The organism is Pseudomonas koreensis, from assembly GCF_036668835.1.
GTDB classification, from domain to species: Bacteria; Pseudomonadota; Gammaproteobacteria; order Pseudomonadales; family Pseudomonadaceae; genus Aquipseudomonas; species Aquipseudomonas koreensis_I.
The window spans coordinates 233655-253152 of the sequence record NZ_JAZEVW010000003.1 but is presented as its reverse complement, the minus strand read 5'-3'; the positions used below and the strand labels follow the sequence as shown (position 1 = coordinate 253152).

Here is a 19498-nt window from a genome sequence, read left to right as displayed (position 1 = left end):
CTTAAAGCGACGAGTATTTCTTGCGCAGACGCTGACGAATCAGTTCTGCCAGGGTGTTCATGACGAAGGTGAACAGCAGCAGCACCAGCGCCGAGAGGAACAGCACGCGGTAGTGGCTGCCGCCGACTTCCGACTCGGGCATTTCCACTGCGACGTTGGCGGCCAGGGTGCGCAGACCTTCGAACAGGTTCATTTCCATGACCGGGGTGTTACCGGTGGCCATCAGCACGATCATGGTTTCGCCGACGGCGCGGCCCATGCCGATCATCAGCGCGGAGAAAATCCCCGGGCTGGCGGTGAGGATGACCACGCGGGTCATGGTCTGCCACGGCGTGGCGCCGAGGGCCAGCGAACCGAGGGTCAGGCCACGCGGCACGCTGAACACGGCGTCTTCGGCGATCGAGTAGATGTTCGGGATCACCGCAAAGCCCATGGCCAGACCGACCACCAGAGCGTTGCGCTGGTCGTAGGTGATGCCCAGGTCATGGGAAATCCACATGCGCATGTCGCCGCCGAAGAACCAGTTCTCCATGAACGGGCTCATGTACAGCGACAACCAGCCCACGAACAGGATCACCGGAATCAGCAGCGCACTTTCCCAACCGTCCGGGACTTTCAGGCGGATCGATTCAGGCAGGCGGCTGAAAGTGAAACCGGCGACGAGGATGCCGATCGGCAACAGCATCAGCAGGCTGAAAATGCCCGGCAGATGCCCTTCCACATACGGTGCGAGGAACAGACCGGCGAAGAAACCGAGGATCACCGTCGGCATCGCTTCCATCAGTTCGATCACCGGCTTGACCTTGCGGCGCATGCCCGGCGCCATGAAGTACGCGGTGTAGATCGCTGCGGCAACGGCCAGTGGCGCGGCCAGCAGCATCGCGTAGAACGCGGCTTTCAGGGTGCCGAAGGTCAGTGGCGAGAGGCTCAGTTTCGGCTCGAAATCGGTGTTGGCGGCAGTCGATTGCCAGACGTACTTAGGCTCGTCGTAGTTCTCGTACCAGACCTTGCTCCACAACGCGCTCCACGACACTTCCGGGTGCGGGTTGTCGAGCAGCAACGGTTGCAGCTTGCCGCCGGCTTCGACGATCACCCGGTTGGCGCGCGGCGACAGACCGAACAGGCCCTGGCCGTCGACCACCTGATCGACCAGCAGCGTGCGGTGCGCAGTGCTGTGGAACACCCCGAGCTTGCCGCTGGCGTCGAGGGCAAGAAAGCCTTTACGGCGTTCTTCGGCGGCGATTTCAACGATGGGCGTGTTGCCCATCTGGAACGTGCGAATCTGCTTCAGGCGCTGCTCGCCGTCGGTGTCACGGGCCATGAACCACTGGGCCAGACCACCCTTGGAGTCGCCGATGATCAGCGAGATACCGCCGACCAGTTGCGTGGTCGCGGTGACTTCGGCGTCAGCATTTTCCAGCAGTTTGTAGCGACCGTTGAGGCTCTTGTCGCGCAGGCTGAAGACATCGGCCTGAGCGCGCCCGTTGACCACGTACAGCCACTGCTGACGCGGGTCGACGAAGATATTTTTTACAGGCTCGGTCATCTGCGGCAGATCGATACGCTGCTGCTCGTTGGTGACCTCGCCGGTCATCAGGTTTTCTTCGCTGGTCAGCGACAGAACATTGAGTTGCGAACCGGTAGAGCCGACCAGCATCAAGGTCGTATCGGTGGCATTGAGGCTGACATGTTCCAGTGCGCCGCCGCTTTCGTTCAGCGCAATCGGCGTCTCGCCGTACGGGTACTCGATGGCCGGCGTGATGGTTTTCTTGCCATCGGGGTAGCTGACTTTATAGGTGTGACGGAACACCAGCGCCTGACCGTTGGACAGGCCCACGGCCACCAGCGGATGACCCGGCTGGTCTTCACCAATCGAGGTCACGGTGGTGCCAGCCGGCACCGGCAGATCGACGCGCTTGAGTTCAGCGCCACTGTCGATATCGAAGAACAACGCCTGACCCTTGTCGGAGACGCGCATCGCCACCTGATTCTGCTCTTCGAGCGAGATCATCAGCGGCTTGCCGGCGTCCTGCATCCAGGCCGGGGTGATCGAATCTTTCGCGGTCAGGTCGGCACCCTGGAACAATGGCGCCACGACGTAAGCGAGGAAGAAAAAGATCAGGGTGATGGCCGCGAGCACCGCGAGGCCGCCAACGAGGACGTACCAACGGGTGAAGCGATCCTTGAGCGCGCGAATGCGGCGCTTGCGTTGCAGCTCAGGCGTATTGAAATCAATGCGCTTGGGAGGGGAAGTCGTAGTCATTGGGGAATTGGCCAGATCATTCATGCGCACACCCTAGCGATCCTGTATGACAGAAAGATGACAATGCAGTGACGCAGCAAATCCGCCACCCGGAAGGCCCGGCAGCGGAGTCGAAAATTTGGTGGTTGTGGGAGCGAGCCTGCTCGCGAAGGGGCCGTCACATTCAACATCAGTGTGACTGATCCGGCGCTTTCGCGAGCAGGCTCGCTCCCACAGGAATCCGGCGTTACACCGGATTCAATTTGTTACTTTTTTGCGACTTCAGAGCCGCCTTCCTGCAGACCGAGGTCAGCCAGTGCTTTGGCAGCCACCTTGGCTGGCAGCGGGATGTAGCCGTCTTTCACAACCACTTCCTGGCCCTGCTTCGACAGCACCAGCTTCACGAACTCGGCTTCCAGCGGGGCCAGAGGCTTGTTCGGGGCTTTGTTGACGTAAACGTAGAGGAAGCGCGACAGCGGGTACTTGCCGTTCAGGGCGTTTTCTTCGGTGTCTTCGATGAACTCGCCGCCTTCTTTCTTGGCCAGGGCAACGGTTTTCACGCTGGCGGTCTTGTAGCCGATACCCGAGTAGCCAACGCCGTTAAGCGAGCTGCTGATCGACTGCACCACCGACGCCGAACCTGGTTGTTCGTTGACGTTTGGTTTGTAGTCGCCTTTGCACAGGGCTTCTTCCTTGAAGTAGCCGTAGGTGCCGGACACCGAGTTGCGACCGAACAGTTGCACTGGCTTGTTGGCCAGGTCGCCGGTCACACCGAGGTCGCCCCACGTCTTGACGTCAGCCTTGGCGCCGCACAGGCGTGTCGAGGAGAAAATCGCATCGACCTGAGCCATGGTCAGGTGCTTGATCGGGTTGTCCTTGTGCACGAAAACGGCCAGGGCATCCACGGCTACCGGGATCGCAGTCGGCTTGTAGCCGTACTTCTGCTCGAAAGCCTGCAGCTCGTTGTCCTTCATCTTGCGGCTCATCGGGCCCAGGTTGGCGGTGCCTTCGGTGAGAGCAGGTGGCGCGGTGGAGGAACCGGCGGCCTGAATCTGGATATTGACGTTCGGGTATTCTTTTTTGTAGTTCTCGGCCCACAGGGTCATGAGGTTGGCCAGGGTATCGGAACCGACGCTGGACAGGTTGCCCGACACACCAGTGGTCTTGGTGTAGCTCGGGATAGCAGGGTCAACAGCGGCAACCGCGTTGGCAGTCGCAACGCCAGCAGCGACAAAAGTCATTGCCGCCATCAAACGCTTCAGTTTCATGCCTTACTCCTAGCAGATAGGGTGTGTTAAGTCGGGGCCAAGTATCAGCAGGCCGTGTGAACACTCTATGGCTGAAATATGACAATTGGATGAAAGGCCAGCATGTCGCGACAGATCGTTCCCACGCTCTGCGTGGGAATGCCGCCAGGGACGCTCTGCGTCCGCATTCGAGAGGTGACGCGGAGCGTCACAGGATGCATTCCCACGCGGAGCGTGGGAACGATCAGGCGGGAGGGAAAATCAGCGCCCCTTCTTCCACAGCCACGCACCTACAAGAATCCCCATCCCGCACAGCACCGCCACGTAATAAGCAGGCCCCATCGCGCTTTCCTTGAGCAGCAGACTCACCACCATCGGTGTCAAGCCACCGAAGATTGCGTACGCGACGTTGTAGGAGAACGATAGTCCGCTGAAGCGCACCACCGGCGGGAACGCTTTGACCATCACATACGGCACCGCGCCGATGGTGCCGACCAGCAGACCGGTCAATGCGTACAGCGGGAACAGCCAGTCCGGGTGGTCGGCGAGGCTGTGATAGAAGGTCCACGAGCTGATCAGCAGGCCGAGGCAGCCGAAGACGAAGACGCGACCGGCACCGAAGCGATCGGCCAGCGCACCGGCACCGATGCAACCCAGGCTGAGGAAGACGATGGCCAGGCTGTTGGCCTGCAACGCGGTGGTCGGCGAGAAGTGATAGACCGTTTGCAGCACGGTCGGGGTCATCAGGATGACCACGACCACGCCGGCCGACAGCAGCCAGGTCAGCAGCATCGAAATCGCAATCGCGCCGCGGTGATCACGCAGCACCGCGCGCAGCGGTACTTCTTCGGCCAGTGCCTTGCGCTGCTGCAGCTCGGCGAACACCGGGGTTTCGTGCAGCCAGCGGCGCAGGTACACCGAGAACAGGCCGAACACACCGCCCAGCAGGAACGGGATCCGCCAGGCGTAATCGGAAACTTCCGCCGGGGTATAAATGCTGTTGATCGCCGTGGCGACCAGCGAGCCAAGCAGGATGCCGGCGGTCAAACCGCTGGTGAGCGTGCCGCAGGCATAGCCGATGTGCTTTTGCGGGACGTGTTCGGAAACGAAGACCCACGCTCCCGGCACTTCCCCACCGATCGCCGCGCCCTGAATGACGCGCATCAACAGCAGCAGGATCGGTGCCCAGATGCCGATCTGCGCGTAGGTCGGCAGCAAACCCATGATCAGGGTCGGCACGGCCATCATGAAAATGCTCAGGGTGAACATTTTCTTGCGCCCCAACAGGTCGCCGAAGTGCGCCATGACGATGCCGCCCAGCGGCCGGGCGAGGTAACCGGCAGCGAAGATGCCGAAGGTCTGCATCAGCCGCAGCCACTCGGGCATGTCGGCCGGAAAGAACAGCTTGCCGACCACAGTGGCGAAGAAAACGAAGATGATGAAATCGTAAAATTCCAGCGCCCCGCCGAGGGCGGACAGCGACAGGGTCTTGTAGTCATTGCGGGTCAACGGTCGTGCGGGTTGCTCGGGCTGCGCGAGGCTCGAAGGCGCTGTGGTCATGGCAAGGGCTTCTCTTATAGTCGAATCTGTCGCCACAACAACGCTGGCGGTGGCTCGGACAGGTTCGGCACCATAGCAAATTGTTCGAAAAAGCACATAGAGGCGCGTAATTGACGGTCGAAATCAGAACCGGACGGTCGTCGTGGAGTCTACCGACCGATATACTCGCCACCTGCGCAGGTTTTGTAAGAGGTTGCTGTGCGAAAACGTTGTTGGCCCGCCCTTTGCTCGGGATTTAGCCTTTTTCGCAGAGTTTCCCTTTAGGCGCCTGATGGAAAACGTGACGAACGCAGTGTGTTCGGTGTTGAATCGTTTTTCTTGAAGACGGCTACCACCCGCAATACCCACGAAGAGTCACGGGTCAGAGGCCCCTCGGCATGATAGAGCTCGAACAAGAAGATCCGATCCCGCAGGGCGACCTGGCCCTGCAAATCACCGCGCTCCCACGCGAAACCAACGGCTTTGGCGATATTTTCGGCGGCTGGCTGGTAGCGCAGATGGACCTGGCCGGCACCGCCATGGCCAGCCGTGTTGCCGGTGGCCGTGTCGCCACGGTGGCCATCGACCGCATGGCGTTTCTGGTGCCGGTGGCCGTCGGCGCGCAGTTGTCCTTTTATACCCAGACCCTGGAAATCGGCCGCAGCTCGATCCAGATGATGGTCGAAGTGTGGAGCGATGACCCATTGTCCAGCGAATGGCGCAAGGTCACCGAAGCGGTCTTCGTCTTCGTTGCTATCGATGGCAGCGGTCGCACCCGCTCGGTGCCGCCACGCGCGCGTTAAACCTCGCGGCCGTTTTGCGGTCGATAGTCGTCCCCAGTGTCTGATCGAGAGTTGCCCATGAACACGCCCAACGTTGAAGCCGTGAAACAGGATGAACTGAACTGCTGGCGCATCCGCCACGGCAAGGCCGAAGTGCTGGTGGCCCAGCAAGGTGCGCACATCCTCAGCTATCAGGTCGACGGCCAGCCGCCGATCATCTGGCTCAACGACAAGGCCGACTTCAAGACCGGCAAAAGCACCCGTGCCGGCGTACCGGTGTGCTGGCCGTGGTTCGGCAAGTTCGAACGCAACCCGCAGAGCGTGCAGGCCATGTACACCGGCGCACAACCGGCCCCCGCGCACGGTCTGGTGCGGGCGATGGATTGGGAACTGGGCGGCATCGAGTCGGAGGCTGACGGTATCAAGGTCGAGTTCAAGCTGCCCTACCCGGAAAACGGCCTGCCGGGCTGGCCCCACGAAGTCGATCTGACCCTGACTTTGCATCTGGCAGATCAGTTGAGCTACAGCCTGACCAGCCACAACCGTGGCGCCGACAGCGTGACCCTCAGCCAGGCGCTGCACACGTATTTCGCCGTCAGTGATGTGCGTAACGTGCACGTTGATGGTGTCGCCGGGCTGGATTACATCGAGACCCTGGACGACTGGAACACCGCCAGCCAGCAAGGTGATCTGCAGTTTGCCGGTGAAACCGACCGCATCTACCTCGACGCTCCGCCGCAACTGAGCATCGTCGATCCAGCCTGGGAACGCCGCATCGTGCTGACCTCGACGGGCTCGCGCACGGCGGTGATCTGGAACCCCTGGATCGACCGCGCCGCCGCATTGCCGGACATGGACAACGACGGCTGGCAGCGCATGCTGTGCATCGAGACCGCGAATGTGATGGCTGACCTTGTCACATTGGCGCCGGGGGCGAGCCATACGATGGGTGTCAGCGTCGCCAGCAAACCGCTCTAACCAGCACCCGATAAAACTGTGGGAGCGAGCTTGCTCGCGAAAGCGTCGTATCAGTCAACATCAATGTGACTGAGAGGCAGCATTCGCGAGCAAGCTCGCTCCCACAATGTTTTGTATAGGTCCTACAGATCAGCCTCCTGCACCACCCGCACCTTGTCCGCCTCCAGCGCATACGCTGCATCGGCCAGGTCATTGCTGACCTTCTCGATCTTCAGGGTGCCGGTCACCCACAACGGCGTGTAGATATCGTCCAGCTTCAAACCCTTCGGATAACGCACCAGCACCAGTTGATTCGGCGGCGGTGGCGGCACGTGGATGCAGGCGCCCGGGTACGGCACGAGGAAAAACAGCGTGCTGCGACCCTTGGCATCCGATTCCAGCGGCACCGGGTAACCGCCGATGCGGATGTGCTTGTCGTTCATCGACGCCACGGTTTTGGTCGAGTACATCACCGCCGGCAGACCTTTAGCCTGCTTCATCCCGCCCTTCTCGGTGAAGGTGCCGGTGGCTTCGGGGGTGTTGTGGTCGATTTCAGGCATGGCCTCAAGGGCCTTTTGATCCGACTTGGGCATCAGTTCGAGCCAGTCGGTTTCCGGCAGTTCGCCGGCGTGGGCCAGACCGCTGCCCAGCAAGAGGAGAGTCAAAAAAAGACGGCGCATGAAGGGGCTCGGTAAAGAAAGGAGAGGACAGTGAATCGCCGAGCATTCTAGCCCTCCCGGCCAATTTGGCAGAGAGGGCTTTGTCGCTTTGGATCAGTTCTTTTTGATCAGGCCGTAAATCACCAGCAGCACGATCGCGCCGACCAGCGCACCGATGAAACCGGCACCCTCGCCCGCCTGATAAATACCCAGAGCCTGGCCGCCATAAGTGGCTGCCAGCGAACCGCCGATACCGAGCAGGATGGTCATGATCCAGCCCATGCTGTCATCGCCCGGTTTCAGGAACCGCGCCAGCAGGCCGACGATCAAGCCGATAAAGATGGTTCCGATAATTCCCATGACATTTCCCTCTGATTGATTGGCTATAGCCTAGCCAGACTTTGACATCCTGCCATCAGAGAACGGCGGCCCCGCAATGGTTCCGCCGTTGTCACATGAAACTGCCGTTACTCGGCGATCAGCGCCTGGACCTTGACGATCTGCGCCTGCAGCGTGGCCATGTCTGCGCAACGCAGGTTGGCGTGACCGACCTTGCGTCCGGCCTTGAAGGCTTTGCCGTAGTGATGCAGGTGGCAGTCTTCGATGGCGATGACCTTCTCCACTGGCGGAACCACGCCGATGAAGTTGAGCATGGCGCTCTCGCCGACCTTGGCGGTCGAACCCAGCGGCAGGCCGGCAACGGCGCGCAGGTGGTTTTCGAACTGGCTGCACTCGGCGCCTTCGGTGGTCCAGTGCCCGGAGTTGTGCACGCGCGGGGCGATTTCGTTGGCCTTGAGGCCACCGTCGACTTCGAAGAATTCGAACGCCATCACGCCAACATAGTCGAGCTGCTTGAGCACACGGCTGGAATAGTCTTCCGCCAGTGCCTGCAACGGATGATTGGTACTGGCGACCGACAATTTGAGAATGCCGCTATCGTGGGTGTTGTGCACCAGCGGATAGAACTTCGTCTCGCCATCGCGCGCGCGCACGGCAATCAACGACACTTCACCGGTGAACGGCACGAAGCCTTCGAGCAGGCAGGCGACGCTGCCCAGCTCGGCGAACGTACCGACCACGTCTTGCGGTGTACGCAGGACTTTCTGGCCCTTGCCGTCGTAACCCAAGGTGCGGGTTTTCAGCACGGCCGGCAGGCCGATCGCAGCGACCGCTGCATCCAGATCGGCTTGCGACTGGATGTCGGCGAAGGCCGGGGTCGGAATACCCAGATCCTTGAACATGCTCTTTTCGAACCAGCGGTCGCGAGCGATGCGCAGGGCTTCGGCGCTCGGGTAGACCGGCACGAACTGCGAGAGGAACGCCACGGTTTCGGCCGGAACGCTTTCGAATTCGAAGGTCACCAGATCGACTTCATCGGCCAGTTGGCGCAGATGATCCTGATCGCCGTAATCGGCCCGCAGGTGTTCGCCCAGCGCAGCCGCACAGGCGTCCGGCGCAGGGTCGAGAAAAGCGAAGTTCATCCCCAGCGGAGTACCCGCCAGGGCCAACATGCGACCCAACTGGCCGCCACCGATTACACCGATCTTCATCTCAACAACCTCAGGCAATACGTGGGTCTGGATTGTCCAGGACGCTGTCTGTCTGCTCGGCACGGAAGGTTTTCAGTACCGCGTGGAACTGCGGATGCTTGGCGCCAAGGATGCTCGCCGAGAGCAGGGCTGCGTTGATCGCGCCAGCCTTGCCGATCGCCAGGGTGGCGACCGGAATGCCTGCTGGCATCTGCACGATCGACAGCAGCGAATCGACGCCCGAGAGCATGGCCGACTGCACTGGCACGCCCAGCACCGGCAGGTGGGTCTTGGCCGCACACATGCCTGGCAAGTGCGCAGCGCCGCCGGCACCGGCAATGATCACCTCGATGCCACGGCCTTCAGCCTCTTCGGCGTACTGGAACAGCAGATCCGGGGTGCGGTGGGCAGAGACCACCTTGACCTCGTACGGGATGCCGAGCTTTTCCAGCATATCGGCGGTGTGGCTAAGGGTGGACCAATCGGACTTGGAGCCCATGATCACGCCAACCAGTGCACTCATCGTCGCGCCTCTTCTCTCAGGAGCGCCCGCAGGCGCGTCATAAAACAACAAGCCACGCAGGTTGCGTGGCTTGATTGTACGAAAAATGGCCGGACGTGCCGGCCGAAGGCCGCGCAGTATACCGCAAAGAAAGCAATAAACAGCCCCCGAAACGACCATCCGTCAAATCAGTGAAAGGCCCGGTTTTATTGACTTGAAGGTCAGTCCAGAAACACCGCAAACCCCCTGTGTGAGCGAGTTTGCTCGCGAAAGCGGTGTGTCAGTCGCCATCCATGTTTCTGACACGACGCCTTCGCGAGCAAGCTCGCTCCCACAATTGGCTCTGCGGTGGCTTAGGAACTTTGCGCAGCGCCGCCTTCGAGCTTGCGCCACAGCAGCCGCACATTGGCCTTGCGCACCAGGGCGCAGCGGTACAGGCGAATCTCCAGCGGCACATGCCATTGCGGGCCACCGCAGACCACCAGTTCGCCGCGAGCCAGCTCGGCGCGCACGCTCAGTTGCGGCACCCAGGCAATGCCGAGGCCTTCCAGTGCCATGCTTTTCAGGCTGTCGGCCATGGCGGTTTCGTAGATCGTGGTGAAGCGCAACTGGCGCTGGCGCAGCAGACCGTTCACCGAGCGTCCGAGAAACGCCCCGGCGCTGTAGGCCAGCAGCGGCACGCTTGCCTCGCCCTCCAGATCAAACAACGGCTTGCCCTCGGCATCCGCCGCGCACACCGGGAGCATTTCGGTCTGGCCCAGATGCAGCGAGGGGAAGATTTCCGGGTCCATCTGCATCGCCGAATCCGGGTCGTAGAACGCCAGCATCAGATCGCAACCGCCCTCGCGCAAGGCGTGCACCGCGTCGCCGACGTTGGTCGCGACCAGCCGCGTGGCGATGTTCAAGCCTTCGTTGCGCAACTGCGCGATCCAGCGCGGGAAGAAACCCAGCGCCAGCGAGTGCGCCGCCGCGACTTGAATGACTTCGCCCTGCCCGCCTTCCAGATGATGCAGATGACGCAGCACTTCACCGAGCTGTTCGACGACGGTGCGTGCGGTCACCAGAAACAACTGCCCCGCTGCCGTCAGCTCGACCGGCGTACGCGAGCGATTGACCAGCGTCAGGCCCAGCGCAGCTTCAAGGCTGCGGATCCGCCGACTGAACGCCGGCTGGGTCACGAAACGCCGTTCGGCCGCCTGCGAGAAGCTGCGGGTGGCGGCCAGAGCACTGAAGTCCTCGAGCCATTTGCTTTCCAGATTCATCACGTCCTCCCGGACACGCACCAAAACAGGTCACACGTCTGCCGCACCAGCGGCGTCACACCGACATTATGCCGAATGTGCATAGGCCAGTGCTTAACAGCATTGGCCCAAAAATCCCCACAAGCCTAGCATTCGCAGCGTTCCGGCACCGACCGGGTCCTTATCGAGATGATTTCCATCATGTCCTCCGCTGCATCTTTCCGCACAGAAACCGACCTGCTTGGCGCCCTCGACGTACCGGCGCAAGCGTATTACGGCATCCAGACCCTGCGAGCGGTGAACAACTTCCGCCTCTCCGGTGTTCCGATTTCGCATTACCCGAAACTGGTTGTGGGTCTGGCGATGGTCAAACAGGCCGCCGCTGACGCCAACCGCGAGTTGGGTCACCTGAGCGAAGCCAAGCACGCTGCCATCAGCGAAGCCTGCGCCCGATTGATCCGCGGTGATTTCCACGAAGAGTTCGTGGTCGACATGATTCAAGGTGGCGCCGGTACGTCCACCAACATGAACGCCAACGAAGTGATCGCCAACATTGCGCTCGAGGCAATGGGTCACCAGAAAGGCGAATACCAGTACCTGCACCCGAACGACGACGTCAACATGGCGCAGTCGACCAACGATGCCTACCCGACAGCCATTCGCCTGGGTCTGCTGCTCGGTCACGACACCCTGCTGGCCAGCCTCGACAGCCTGATTCAGGCGTTCGCGGCCAAGGGCAAAGAGTTCGATCACGTCCTGAAAATGGGCCGTACCCAACTGCAAGACGCCGTGCCGATGACCCTCGGCCAGGAATTCCGTGCCTTCGCCACCACCATGGGCGAAGACCTGGCCCGTCTGAAGACGCTGGCCCCGGAACTTCTGACCGAAGTCAACCTGGGCGGCACCGCGATCGGTACCGGCATCAACGCCGACCCGCGTTATCAAGCGCTAGCGGTACAGCGTCTGGCGCTGATCAGCGGTCAACCGCTGGTTCCAGCCGCCGACCTGATCGAAGCGACTTCCGACATGGGCGCCTTCGTGCTGTTCTCCGGCATGCTCAAGCGCACTGCGGTGAAGCTGTCGAAGATCTGCAACGACCTGCGCCTGCTGTCCAGCGGCCCACGCACCGGCATCAACGAAATCAACCTGCCAGCGCGTCAGCCAGGCAGCTCGATCATGCCCGGCAAGGTCAACCCGGTAATCCCGGAAGCGGTGAACCAGGTTGCTTTCCAGGTCATCGGCAACGATCTGGCACTGACCATGGCAGCCGAAGGCGGCCAACTGCAACTGAACGTGATGGAGCCGCTGATCGCCTTCAAGATCTTCGACTCGATCCGCCTGCTGCAACGCGCCATGGACATGCTGCGCGAGCACTGCATCGTCGGCATCACCGCCAACGAAGCGCGCTGCCGCGAACTGGTCGAACACTCGATCGGTCTGGTCACCGCACTGAACCCGTACATCGGCTACAAAAACGCCACCCGTATCGCCGGCCTCGCCCTTGAAAGCGGCCGCGGCGTGCTGGAACTGGTGCGCGAAGAAGGTTTGCTCGACGAAGCCATGCTCGCCGACATCCTGCGCCCGGAAAACATGATTGCTCCGCGTCTGGTTCCGCTCAAAGCCTGAACCGACACGTAACTTGTAGCACCGCTCACCAGGTCGAGGGACTAGACACCTCTCACCTTTTGAGGGCTTGGGGACCTGGTCCCCGAGCCCTTTTTTTTAACTGTTTGATCCTGAGACCACGAATGCCTTGGGACTGAACACTGTGGGAGCGAGCCTGCTCGCGAAGTCGCCTTGTCAGGCACTGTTGTGTTGTCTGACACAACGCTTTCGCGAGCAGGCTCGCTCCCACAGAAGCTCAGTCCCTGCATAAGCCCGGCGCCGGTTACGCCGGGTGTTTCAACGCTTCGTTTCGTCGCTTGCACCACAACCGTGCAGACGGGCGCGCCACTGATCGGTATAGTGCCGCCCCTCTTCGCGTGAGCGGTCGTCGGTAACGAGGCCATAACCCATGCGAAACCCGAACTAATAACAAAACCCGCGATATGGATCCGGGACGAAACCTTCGCCTCACCCGTTGTGCCGTGCGCACAGCGGTGTAACACGATGTTTCTCCGATCCAGCATTTGCTCTCACAAAAAACAGCGAGGAAAAATCCATGCTCGAAGTCATCAACGACTTCCTCTCAGGGAAAGTACTGATCGTGCTCATTGTCGGGCTCGGTAGCTACTTCACGATTCGCTCGCGTTTCGTTCAACTGCGCCACTTTTTCCACATGTTCGCGGTGTTCCGCGACAGCCTCAAAGGCAGCGCCGGGCAACTCAGCTCGTTCCAGGCCTTGATGCTCAGCCTCGCCGGCCGCGTTGGCGCGGGCAACATCGCTGGTGTCGGCATCGCCGTGACCCTCGGTGGTCCGGGTGCGGTGTTCTGGATGTGGGTGACCGCACTGGTCGGCATGTCCAGCAGCTTCTTCGAGTGCACCCTGGCCCAGGTCTACAAGCGCGCCGATGGCGACGGCCTGTACCGTGGCGGCCCTGCGTACTACATCCAGCACGGCCTCAAGCTCAAAGGCATGGCGGTGGTGTTCTCCATCCTGCTGCTGGTCACTTACGGCTTCGCCTTCATTGGTCTGCAGTCCTACACCGTGACGCACTCGCTGCAGAACGCCTTTGACTTCAACCCACAGCACACCGGTATCGTCCTGGCCGTGCTGCTGGCCATTACCTTCATCGGCGGCATCAAACGCATCGCGTCGGTGTCCGACCTGTTGGTACCGATCAAGACGCTCGCCTATATCGGCGTGACCCTGTACGTGATCGGCACCCAGATCGAACATGTGCCAGCGATGCTGGAAACCATCTTCAAAAGCGCCTTCGGTCTCGACCCGGCCTTTGCCGGCCTGCTCGGCAGCGCGATTGTCATGGGCGTGAAGCGTGGCGTATTCGCCAACGAAGCGGGCCTCGGCAGTGCGCCGAACGTCGCCGCCGTGGCGGCCGTGAAGCACCCGGGCGCACAGGGCGTGGTCCAGGCCTTCAGCGTGTTCCTCGACACCTTTGTGATCTGCACCTGCACCGCGCTGCTGATCCTGCTGTCGGGTTTCTACACCCCGGGCTTCGAAGGTGACGGCATTGTCCTGACCCAGAACTCGCTGGCTGCCGTGGTCGGTGACTGGGGTCGCATGTTCGTCAGCGTCGCACTGTCGCTGTTCGTCTTCACGTGCATTCTCTACAACTACTATCTGGGCGAGAACAGCCTGCAATTCCTCACCCGCAACCGCGCCGCACTGATGATTTTCCGCGGTCTGGTGCTGGCGCTGGTGGTGTGGGGTTCGATGCAGGACCTCACGACCGTGTTCGCCTTTGCCGACATCACCATGACCTGCCTGGCGTTCGTCAACTTGGTGGCCCTGGCCATGCTGTTCAAGGTCGGCATGCGCGTCATGCGCGACTACGACGAGCAGCGCCGCGCCGGCGTCAAACAGCCAGTGTTCGACTCGGGCAAGTTCCTCGATCTGGATCTGGATCGCAACGCCTGGCCGGCCAACCCGCCGGCAGCTGCGGGCAAGACCGAAGCCGAGCCGCAAGGCGTACCTGCAGCGCAACGCTGACCGGTGAATGACGGGCGCATCCCCTGCGCCCGTCAGTTATTGTGGTGCAATAACTTGTAGGAGTGAGCCTGCTCGCGACAGCTGCCTTTCAGCCAACACCAATGTTGAATGATGAACCGCCATCACGAGCAGGCTCGCTCCCACAGGGCCCTCATCGTTTCGGAGAATCCCATGAATTCGTCGACTTATCCCGCTGCCCAACACGTCATGGTGCTCTACACCGGTGGCACCATCGGCATGCAGGCCAGCGCCAACGGTCTGGCCCCGGCGTCCGGTTTCGAATCGCGCATGCGTGACTACCTGCACAGCCAGCCGGAGCTGGTCGTGCCGCAGTGGCGCTTTCGCGAGATGTCGCCGCTGATCGACAGCGCCAACATGAGCCCGGCCTATTGGCAGCAACTGCGCGAAGCGGTGGTCGATGCCGTCGACGTGCAAGGTTGCGACAGCGTATTGATCCTGCATGGCACCGACACGCTGGCGTACAGCGCGGCGGCGATGAGCTTTCAACTGCTCGGCCTGAATGCTCGCGTGTGCTTCACCGGTTCGATGCTGCCCGCCGGCGTTACAGACAGCGATGCCTGGGAAAACCTCAGTGGCGCACTGGTCGCGCTCGGCCAGGGCCTGGCCCCCGGCGTGCATTTGTACTTCCACGGCGAACTGCTGGCGCCGACCCGTTGCGCGAAAGTGCGCAGCTTCGGCCGTCACCCGTTCAAGCGCCTGGAGCGTCAGGGCGGCGGCGTAAAGGCCACTTCTATTCCAGCCGCGCTGAATTACAACCAGCCAAAACAACTGGCCAAGGTTGCCGTTTTGCCGCTGTTTCCCGGCATCAGCGCGCAGATTCTCGACGGCCTGCTCGATAGCGGCATTAACGGACTGGTGCTGGAGTGCTACGGCAGCGGCACGGGACCAAGCGATAACCCCGAATTCCTCGCCAGCCTTGGCCGCGCGCGGGACAACGGTGTAGTCGTCGTGGCAGTGACGCAATGTCATGAAGGTGGCGTTGAGCTGGATGTGTATGAAGCTGGCAGCCGTCTGCGCGGTGTGGGCGTGTTGTCCGGTGGAGGCATGACCCGGGAAGCGGCGTTTGGCAAGTTGCATGGATTGCTGGGCGCAGGGCTTGAGACCGCTGAAGTGCGCCAACTGATTGAACTCGATTTGTGTGGTGAGCTGATCTGAACCGTTAAAACGCAAATCCCTTGTGGGAGCGAGCCTGCTCGCTCCCACAAGGGATCTTTGTGCGGCATATAAATTGCTGCGTTCCAGCCATCCCCAGGCTGGAAGATCCCATGCTCCACTCCCACCTCACCACCCTCAACGCGGTCTCACTGATCCTCAACACGTTCAAGGCTGAAGGCTTGTCGAGCGAGGCATTGCTGGCCGGCAGCGGCATTACCGCGGCGGATTTGCAGCGTGCCGACACGCGTATTACCACCCACCAGGAGATGCAGGTCTGCACCAACGCCGTTGCGCTCAAGCGTGACATTGGCCTCGAACTGGGGCGGCGCATGCATGTTTCCTGCTACGGCATCCTCGGTTACGCCTTGCTCACCTGTGCCACCTTCGGTGACGCTCTGCGTCTGGCGATCCGTTATCCGGCGCTGTTGGGAACACTGTTCGAGTTGAGCCTTGAAGACGATGGCGAACGCATCTGGTTCGTCGCCGCCGACTATCGCGAGAGCCCGGCGATGGCCGTATTCAACGCCGAATTTTGTCTGGTGTCGCTGAAAGTCATTTGCGACGACTTGCTCGGGCATCCATTGCCACTGCTCGCTACCCGCTTCGAACATGCCGCGCCGGACTATCGCGACCGCTATGCCGAAGCGTTCAACTCGCCTCTGCTCTTTTCGGCCAGGGACAACGCGTTTGCCTTCGACCGTAAATGGCTTGATCAGCCGTTGCCGCTGGCCGACGCCATCACTCATCAGACCATGGCCGAACGCTGCCGCAAGCAAAATCTGGAGTTCACCGGACGTCAGGCCTGGCTCGGGCGGATTCAGCAGTTGCTCAGCGCGCAGCTGAACGCTGCGCCGGGGCTGGACGGTCTGGCGCAGCAGATGAAATGCTCGCCGCGCACCTTGCGCCGGCATCTCAAGGACATGGGCAGCAGTTATCAGGAACTGCTCGATGAACTGCGCTTCGAGCGAGCCAAGCAGATGTTGTGTGAGGATCAGTTGCCGATCTATCGAATTGCCGAAACGCTGGGCTTCAGCGAAACCGCAAGTTTCCGGCATGCGTTCGTGCGCTGGAGTGGCGTGGCACCGAGTCAATTCCGCCCGCACTGAGGAGCAATATGTAGGGCCTTGTTCCAGGCGCTGATGGAGGGTGGATTCAAGTCGAAGGGGCGAATTTCGGACACATGTTTTGGCCAGATCCATCCCCTTTTGGCCGCTCCTGCCATTCTCCGTTTCACCACGCGCCGCAACACTGACGGTCACCGAACCAGTCTTGCGGAGAACAATAAATGCTGACGATCTACTCGGACGATCACCACCTGCACCACGGCCGCTGCGAGCTTATCGATGGCCAGCTCAAACCTTGCTTCGAGATGCCTTCACGCGCCGACCACGTTTTGCAGCGAGTGAAAAGCCAGAACCTCGGCGCGGTCGAAGCGCCGCAGGATTTTGGTCTCGAGCCGATCGCACGCATCCATGACCGCGACTATCTGGAGTTCTTCAAAGGTGCGTGGGATCGCTGGACCGAGTTCAACACCGACGGCGACTTGCTGCCCTACACCTGGCCGGCGCGCACCCTGCGCGCGATCAAGCCGACCAGTCTGCATGGCCAGCTCGGTTATTACAGCTTCGACGGCGGCGCGCCGATCACTGCCGGGACCTGGCAAGCAGCCTATAGCGCAGCGCAAGTGGCGCTGACCGCGCAAGCAGAAATCCAGCGTGGCGCACGCGCGGCCTTCGCGTTGTGCCGTCCACCGGGACACCACGCCGCCAGCGATCTGATGGGTGGATATTGCTACCTCAACAACGCCGCCATCGCCGCGCAGGCGTTCCTCGATCAGGGCCACCAGAAAGTCGCGATCCTCGACGTCGATTACCACCACGGCAACGGCACCCAGTCGATTTTCTATGAACGCAGCGACGTGCTGTTCACGTCGATCCACGGCCACCCGGAAGCGGAGTTTCCATTCTTCCTCGGCTATGACGACGAGCGCGGCGAAGGCGCCGGTGAAGGTTTCAACTTTAACTATCCATTGCCGGCCGGTTCCGGCTGGGATGTCTGGAGCGCGGCGCTGGATCGGGCCTGCGACGAGATTGATCGCTATGGCGCGGACATCATCGTCGTCTCCCTCGGCGTCGACACCTTCAAGGACGACCCGATCTCGCAGTTCAAACTCGACAGCCCGGATTACCTGGCGATGGGCAAACGCATCGCCGCCCTCGGCAAGCCGACTCTGTTCGTCATGGAAGGTGGTTATGCCGTCGAAGAAATCGGCATCAATGCGGTGAACGTGCTGGAAGGTTTCGAGCGATAAATCCCCATAATCTTCAAGCAATAAATGACCCGCCGACGCGGGTCTTTTGTCCCCGCGCGTTGTTTTCTAAGCCCGCCATGCCTGTCGCAAGCGAATCAGCGCCGCTTTGATTGCCGGTTCCGGCACGGCGGCGAAACCCAGCACCAGCCCGGCGCGCTGATCAGCCGGGGTGCTGGAGTCCGGTAGCCAGTAACTGCTCAAGGCATTGATCTCCACCTCGACGCGGGCGGCTTGTTCGATCAATTGTCGCTCGCGCTCGAGGCCATCGACAGCCACCGTCATATGCAGGCCGGCGGAGACGGCGGGCAATTCGCCCACGCCTTCAATCTCACGCGGCCAGCCGTCGAGCAATGTGTTGCGGCGGCTCAACGCGGCCCGGCGCATGCGCCGGATGTGCCGCTGGAAATGCCCGGCGGCCATGAACTCGGCCATCACCGCTTGGGTACTCACCTCGGAATGCCGGACGTCTACAGCCCGACGTTGCGAGAACGCATCCACCAACGCCGGCGGCAGCACCAGATAACCGAGGCGCAAAGCCGGAAATGCCACCTTGCCGAACGTGCCGACGTACAGCACGCGCCCCTGACGATCGAGTGCTGCCAACGGTGCCAGCGGCGCCCCGGTGTAACGGTATTCACCATCGTAGTCATCCTCGACGATCCAGGCCTGGCTGCGCTCGGCCCACGCCAGTAATTCGAGGCGCCGCGCCAGGCTCATCACCACGCCGGTCGGGTACTGGTGCGACGGCGTCACGTAGGCCACGCGGCAGTTGCCGCTCGCCGACAACGCCGAGCAATCCATGCCTTCGGCGTCCACGGCGATACCCTGCAAACGAGCGCCTGCCACAGCGAAGGCGTGACCGGCTGCGCGGTAACCCGGATTTTCGATCGCGACACTGTCCCCAGGCTCCACCAGTAACTGTGCACAAAGGCTTATGCCCTGTTGTGCACCGCTGGTGATCACAATTTGTTCAGCCGAGCATTGCATGCCACGTGAGCTGCGCAAGTACGCGGCGATCATTGCGCGCAAACGCTGATCGCCGGAAGGGTCGCCGTAGCACAACTGCTCAAGATCCGGCTTGCGCCAGAAAGCCGCATTCAGCTTGGCCCATACGTCAAAAGGGAACAGATCGAAAGCCGGAACACCCACCCGGAATGCCCGCGGCGGACCGCTCGGTGGTCGTGGCAGATGGTTGCTTTCGATGCGCAAAAAACCGCCGCTGTGGATAACTTCACTGGATGAAACCACAGGCAAATCCAGCCACTTTGTGGATAAGGCTGTGGGTAAGCCTGTTGAAAACCCTGTGGACAGTTTTGTGGATAGTTTTTTTGGCTGCACCGCTGTCGGCACTAATTGCGCAACGTAAGTACCGTCCCCCACGCGCCCTTCAATAAACCCTTCGGCATAGAGCTGATCGTAAGTGCGCACCACGCTGTTGCGGGAGATACCCAGCGCTGCCGCCAGATCTCGACTGGCCGGCAACCGCGTACCACTTGCCAGGCGTCCATCGAGCACCCGCAGGCGCAGAGCCTGGTAAAGCTGACGGCTCAACCCCTGCCGGCGATCGAGTTCGATACCGGTCGGATTGAACGGCATGGACAACGGGGCTGAATCAGGCATGACAATGGACCTATGAAATTGGTCGGCAATGGCTCTTACAACAGACCAATAGCCTGCCTAGGATGCAGGCATTCGCCAAGGAA

At 61.2% G+C, this 19498-nt stretch carries 16 protein-coding genes; 7 read left to right on the top strand and 9 right to left on the bottom strand.

Annotation, left to right across the window (positions count from 1 at the left end; all coding sequences use genetic code 11):
* Position 1: 1 nt before the first annotated feature.
* The 3 genes from V6F91_RS10335 to V6F91_RS10325 all read right to left on the bottom strand — a co-directional run bounded on the left by V6F91_RS10335 (position 2) and on the right by V6F91_RS10325 (position 5049).
* On the bottom strand, positions 2 to 2035 hold the full coding sequence (locus tag V6F91_RS10335) for an ABC transporter permease subunit (RefSeq protein ID WP_332764891.1): 2034 nt from the start codon (positions 2033 to 2035) through the stop codon (positions 2 to 4).
* 473 nt (positions 2036 to 2508) lie between these two features.
* Positions 2509 to 3510: a phosphate ABC transporter substrate-binding protein PstS gene (locus V6F91_RS10330; protein ID WP_332764057.1), complete on the bottom strand. Its 1002-nt coding sequence runs from the start codon at positions 3508 to 3510 to the stop codon at positions 2509 to 2511.
* Between the two features lie 240 nt (positions 3511 to 3750).
* A complete protein-coding gene (locus tag V6F91_RS10325) occupies positions 3751 to 5049 on the bottom strand; it encodes an MFS transporter (RefSeq protein ID WP_093096782.1) in 1299 nt (432 codons plus the stop codon).
* A 377-nt stretch (positions 5050 to 5426) separates the two neighbouring features.
* Between V6F91_RS10325 and V6F91_RS10320 the strand changes: the two genes are divergently transcribed.
* Together V6F91_RS10320 and V6F91_RS10315 are read left to right on the top strand one after the other, a co-directional pair.
* A complete protein-coding gene (locus V6F91_RS10320) occupies positions 5427 to 5831 on the top strand; it encodes an acyl-CoA thioesterase (RefSeq protein ID WP_003229628.1) in 405 nt (134 codons plus the stop codon).
* A 57-nt stretch (positions 5832 to 5888) separates the two neighbouring features.
* The gene (locus V6F91_RS10315; protein WP_332764054.1) at positions 5889 to 6788 is read left to right on the top strand and encodes a D-hexose-6-phosphate mutarotase; all 900 of its coding nucleotides are present in this window, start codon (positions 5889 to 5891) and stop codon (positions 6786 to 6788) included.
* A gap of 122 nt (positions 6789 to 6910) precedes the next feature.
* On the opposite strand, the gene V6F91_RS10310 is transcribed toward V6F91_RS10315, so the two are convergent.
* From V6F91_RS10310 to V6F91_RS10290, 5 genes are all read right to left on the bottom strand, one after another.
* Positions 6911 to 7447, bottom strand: coding sequence for a DUF3299 domain-containing protein (locus tag V6F91_RS10310; RefSeq protein WP_332764052.1), 537 nt, complete (start codon positions 7445 to 7447; stop codon positions 6911 to 6913).
* 93 nt (positions 7448 to 7540) lie between these two features.
* Positions 7541 to 7786: a GlsB/YeaQ/YmgE family stress response membrane protein gene (locus V6F91_RS10305; protein ID WP_208939209.1), complete on the bottom strand. Its 246-nt coding sequence runs from the start codon at positions 7784 to 7786 to the stop codon at positions 7541 to 7543.
* A gap of 107 nt (positions 7787 to 7893) precedes the next feature.
* Positions 7894 to 8976, bottom strand: a complete 1083-nt coding sequence (locus V6F91_RS10300; RefSeq protein ID WP_332764048.1) for a 5-(carboxyamino)imidazole ribonucleotide synthase — start codon at positions 8974 to 8976, stop codon at positions 7894 to 7896.
* A gap of 10 nt (positions 8977 to 8986) precedes the next feature.
* Positions 8987 to 9478, bottom strand: coding sequence for a 5-(carboxyamino)imidazole ribonucleotide mutase (gene purE, locus V6F91_RS10295; RefSeq protein WP_007954291.1), 492 nt, complete (start codon positions 9476 to 9478; stop codon positions 8987 to 8989).
* A gap of 332 nt (positions 9479 to 9810) precedes the next feature.
* Positions 9811 to 10719 carry a LysR substrate-binding domain-containing protein gene (locus V6F91_RS10290; protein WP_208939207.1) on the bottom strand — a complete coding sequence of 303 codons (909 nt, stop codon included), beginning with the start codon at positions 10717 to 10719 and terminating at the stop codon, positions 9811 to 9813.
* A gap of 180 nt (positions 10720 to 10899) precedes the next feature.
* Between V6F91_RS10290 and V6F91_RS10285 the strand changes: the two genes are divergently transcribed.
* The 5 genes from V6F91_RS10285 to V6F91_RS10265 all read left to right on the top strand — a co-directional run bounded on the left by V6F91_RS10285 (position 10900) and on the right by V6F91_RS10265 (position 17795).
* A complete protein-coding gene (locus V6F91_RS10285) occupies positions 10900 to 12324 on the top strand; it encodes an aspartate ammonia-lyase (protein WP_093096767.1) in 1425 nt (474 codons plus the stop codon).
* Positions 12325 to 12859: 535 nt separating this feature from the next.
* Positions 12860 to 14308: an alanine/glycine:cation symporter family protein gene (locus V6F91_RS10280; RefSeq protein WP_332764040.1), complete on the top strand. Its 1449-nt coding sequence runs from the start codon at positions 12860 to 12862 to the stop codon at positions 14306 to 14308.
* 171 nt (positions 14309 to 14479) lie between these two features.
* The gene (locus tag V6F91_RS10275; RefSeq protein ID WP_332764039.1) at positions 14480 to 15484 is read left to right on the top strand and encodes an asparaginase; all 1005 of its coding nucleotides are present in this window, start codon (positions 14480 to 14482) and stop codon (positions 15482 to 15484) included.
* A gap of 110 nt (positions 15485 to 15594) precedes the next feature.
* A complete protein-coding gene (locus tag V6F91_RS10270; RefSeq protein WP_332764038.1) occupies positions 15595 to 16590 on the top strand; it encodes an AraC family transcriptional regulator in 996 nt (331 codons plus the stop codon).
* Between the two features lie 179 nt (positions 16591 to 16769).
* Positions 16770 to 17795: a histone deacetylase family protein gene (locus V6F91_RS10265; RefSeq protein WP_332764036.1), complete on the top strand. Its 1026-nt coding sequence runs from the start codon at positions 16770 to 16772 to the stop codon at positions 17793 to 17795.
* A gap of 66 nt (positions 17796 to 17861) precedes the next feature.
* On the opposite strand, the gene V6F91_RS10260 is transcribed toward V6F91_RS10265, so the two are convergent.
* Positions 17862 to 19415: a PLP-dependent aminotransferase family protein gene (locus tag V6F91_RS10260; protein WP_332764034.1), complete on the bottom strand. Its 1554-nt coding sequence runs from the start codon at positions 19413 to 19415 to the stop codon at positions 17862 to 17864.
* Between the last annotated feature and the right edge of the window lie 83 nt (positions 19416 to 19498).

Excerpts from the sequence above, each read along its gene's own strand:
- V6F91_RS10335 (WP_332764891.1), bottom strand. The coding sequence starts at position 2,035 with ATGCAGGACGCCGGCAAGCCGCTGATGATCTCGCTCGAAGAGCAGAAT.
- V6F91_RS10330 (WP_332764057.1), bottom strand. The coding sequence starts at position 3,510 with ATGAAACTGAAGCGTTTGATGGCGGCAATGACTTTTGTCGCTGCTGGC.
- V6F91_RS10325 (WP_093096782.1), bottom strand. The coding sequence starts at position 5,049 with ATGACCACAGCGCCTTCGAGCCTCGCGCAGCCCGAGCAACCCGCACGA.
- V6F91_RS10320 (WP_003229628.1), top strand. The coding sequence starts at position 5,427 with ATGATAGAGCTCGAACAAGAAGATCCGATCCCGCAGGGCGACCTGGCC.
- V6F91_RS10315 (WP_332764054.1), top strand. The coding sequence starts at position 5,889 with ATGAACACGCCCAACGTTGAAGCCGTGAAACAGGATGAACTGAACTGC.
- V6F91_RS10310 (WP_332764052.1), bottom strand. The coding sequence starts at position 7,447 with ATGCGCCGTCTTTTTTTGACTCTCCTCTTGCTGGGCAGCGGTCTGGCC.
- V6F91_RS10305 (WP_208939209.1), bottom strand. The coding sequence starts at position 7,786 with ATGGGAATTATCGGAACCATCTTTATCGGCTTGATCGTCGGCCTGCTG.
- V6F91_RS10300 (WP_332764048.1), bottom strand. The coding sequence starts at position 8,976 with ATGAAGATCGGTGTAATCGGTGGCGGCCAGTTGGGTCGCATGTTGGCC.
- purE (WP_007954291.1), bottom strand. The coding sequence starts at position 9,478 with ATGAGTGCACTGGTTGGCGTGATCATGGGCTCCAAGTCCGATTGGTCC.
- V6F91_RS10290 (WP_208939207.1), bottom strand. The coding sequence starts at position 10,719 with ATGAATCTGGAAAGCAAATGGCTCGAGGACTTCAGTGCTCTGGCCGCC.
- V6F91_RS10285 (WP_093096767.1), top strand. The coding sequence starts at position 10,900 with ATGTCCTCCGCTGCATCTTTCCGCACAGAAACCGACCTGCTTGGCGCC.
- V6F91_RS10280 (WP_332764040.1), top strand. The coding sequence starts at position 12,860 with ATGCTCGAAGTCATCAACGACTTCCTCTCAGGGAAAGTACTGATCGTG.
- V6F91_RS10275 (WP_332764039.1), top strand. The coding sequence starts at position 14,480 with ATGAATTCGTCGACTTATCCCGCTGCCCAACACGTCATGGTGCTCTAC.
- V6F91_RS10270 (WP_332764038.1), top strand. The coding sequence starts at position 15,595 with ATGCTCCACTCCCACCTCACCACCCTCAACGCGGTCTCACTGATCCTC.
- V6F91_RS10265 (WP_332764036.1), top strand. The coding sequence starts at position 16,770 with ATGCTGACGATCTACTCGGACGATCACCACCTGCACCACGGCCGCTGC.
- V6F91_RS10260 (WP_332764034.1), bottom strand. The coding sequence starts at position 19,415 with ATGCCTGATTCAGCCCCGTTGTCCATGCCGTTCAATCCGACCGGTATC.